Here is a 2,673-nt window from a genome sequence, read left to right on the forward strand (position 1 = left end):
CGTACGGTGGACTGAGCGCCGGCAGCGGTTCGGGCAACTACGCCCAGGGCGACAGCTACAGCAATATCCAGAACGTGATCGGCAGCGACTGGGCCGACACCCTGACCGGCTTCGCCACGCCCGGCGTGACTTCGGTACTGACCGGTGGCAAGGGTGCCGACAACCTCATCGCCAATGCCGCCAACCGGGCCGATACCTATGCCTCCTATGCCGGTTCTTCCGCCGGCGTGACCATCAACCTGCAAGCCGGCACCGGTAGCGGCGGCGATGCCCAGGGCGATGTCCTGACCAACATCGACAACGTCATCGGCAGCAGCAACAACGATACCTTCCTGGCCAGCGCCAATGCCAACAAGTTCAATGGCGGGGCCGGTTCCGACACGGTCAACTATTCGCTCTCCAGCAGCGCTGACGGTACCAATGGCGTGACCGTCGATCTCTCTGCGGGCAGCGGCAGCGGCAACTATGCGCAAGGCGATACCTACGTCAACATCGAGAACGTGGTCGGCAGCGCCTACAACGACACCATCACCGGCTTTGCCACAAGCGGCACGCGTTCGGTACTGGAAGGGGGCGCCGGCGCCGACACCATCACGGCCGTGAACGGCAATCGGGCCTCGACCTTTGCCTCCTATGCCGGCTCGGGCTCGGCGGTGACCATCGACCTCAAGAACGGCAGCGGCAGTGGTGGCGATGCCCAGGGCGATGTGCTGGTCAACATCGACAACGTCATCGGCAGCGCCTACAACGACGTCTTCAAGGCCAGCACCCAGGCCAACAACTTCGATGGTGGCAGCGGCGGGGTCGATACGGTGAGCTATGAGTACGATACCGGTGGCGTGACAGTGGACTTGACCAACACCCTGGCGGCTACCGGCACCTATGCCGCCGGAGATACCTTCACCAATATCGCCAACCTCACCGGTGGTTCCGGCAATGACACCTTCTATGCCAGCTCGGTGGCCAACAGTTTCGATGGCGGGGGAGGGACCAATACGGTCAACTATGCGCGCTCGGGCAGCACGCCGGTGGTAGTGGACCTGTACCACGGCAGCGGCAGCGGCGGCTATGCCGCAGGCGACACCTACGCCAACATCCAGAACGTCACCGGCAGTGCCGGCAGCGATACCTTCTATGCCAATAGCGCCGCCAACGTCTTCAATGGCGGCGCCGGTGGCAGCGATACCGTCAGCTATCTCTACTCGACCGGCAACGACATCACCGCCAGTCTGGTCAGCGGCGGCAGTGGCGGCGACGCCAGTGGTGACAGCTACGTCGGCATCTCCAACCTGGAAGGCAGCGCCAACGTCAACAGTAACCTGACCGGCAACAGCGGCGCCAACATCCTCACCGCGCGCGGCAACAACACCACCAATTCACTCAGCGGCGGGGGCGCCAGTTCCGGCACCGATGTCTTCAACGTGGTGGAAGGGGGACACAACAGCGTCAGCGTGGGCAGCGGCAGCAACCTGATCAACGTCAGCGCCGGTGCCAACAGTTCGGCCGGGGCGCAGAGCGACATGGTCAACCAGAACACTGGCAACGCCAACATCGATTCCATCAACGGCGGTGCCGGGGTGACGACCTTGCACTTCGCCGACCTGGGTTCGCAACTCCAGCTCAGCAACTTCGCCAGCAAGGTCACCGGCATCACCACGCTGGACGTGAGTGCCGGCAACAGTACCAACATCATCATCACCGCCGATGATGTGCGTCAGATGGGCATGGCCGGCAGCGGCAGTTCCAAGATTCTGACGGTGAAGATGAGCACCAGCGAGAGCTTGCAGATCATGGCCAATGGTTCGGACCACTACGTCTACTTCCCGGGTACCACCGACTATGCCTTCTATAACTCCAGCAACCAGGAAATCGCCCGTATCCACCTGGTGACGGCATAGGAAGAGGGGCCTTCCCGGCAACGGCGGCCCTAGTCTGCCATCGCCCGTTCCAGGAAGCGCCAGATGCCAGGGTCCGACATGCTGGCCACGTTGATGCGCATATGGGTGGAGGGCAACTGGGAGGGCGAGAACAGGCTGCCGGGCGCCAGCAGGAAGCCTTGCTCCATCGCCTCTTCGGTCAGCACATTGGTATCGCGCCCGGTATCGACCCACAGGAACATGCCGCAGGGTGGCGGGTCGCCCACTTCCATGCCCAGCTTTTCCAGGTGCCGCATCACCTTTTCGCGGGCGCCATTGAGCCGCGCGCGCAGGCGCTCGGCGTGCTTGCGGTAATGCCCCTCGGAGAGCACCTTGTAGGCTACCCGTTCACCGATCTCGCCGGTGGTCAGGGTCGAGAGCAGCTTGCGGTCGGCCAGGCTGCGCGCCAGTTCGGCCGAGGTGGCGATATAGCCCACTCGCAGATTGGCCGACAGGGTCTTGGAAAATCCCCCCAGGTAGATCACCCGCTGCAACTGGTCCAGCGCCGCGATGCGGGTGGCCGGCTGCACTGCGGAGCCGGGGTGCATGTCGCAGTAGATGTCGTCCTCGACGAGGATGAAGTCGTGTTCCTCGGCGATGCGCAGCACCTGGAAGGCCTTGGCGGCCGACATCGAGGTCGAGGTCGGGTTGTGCAGCACCGAATTGATCACGTACAGCTTGGGCTTGTGCAGCGCCGCCATTTCCCGCAGGTGGGCGATGTCGGGACCGTCGCCCAGGCGCGGGATGCCGACGTCTG

Annotated in this window: 2 protein-coding genes; one reads left to right on the forward strand and one right to left on the reverse strand. The window is 63.6% G+C overall.

Features of this window, described 5'->3' with window-relative positions; genetic code table 11:
• On the forward strand, positions 1-1,898 hold a 1,898-nt coding region (locus tag I5W_RS21660), incomplete at its 5' end, for a beta strand repeat-containing protein (protein ID WP_044530787.1).
• 29 nt (positions 1,899-1,927) lie between these two features.
• On the opposite strand, the gene I5W_RS21665 is transcribed toward I5W_RS21660, so the two are convergent.
• A partial coding sequence (locus tag I5W_RS21665) for an aminotransferase-like domain-containing protein (RefSeq protein WP_044530788.1) occupies positions 1,928-2,673 on the reverse strand: 746 nt, incomplete at its 5' end.

It is taken from the genome of Herbaspirillum sp. B65, assembly GCF_000333555.1.
Classification (GTDB): Bacteria; Pseudomonadota; Gammaproteobacteria; order Burkholderiales; family Burkholderiaceae_D; genus Herbaspirillum; species Herbaspirillum rubrisubalbicans.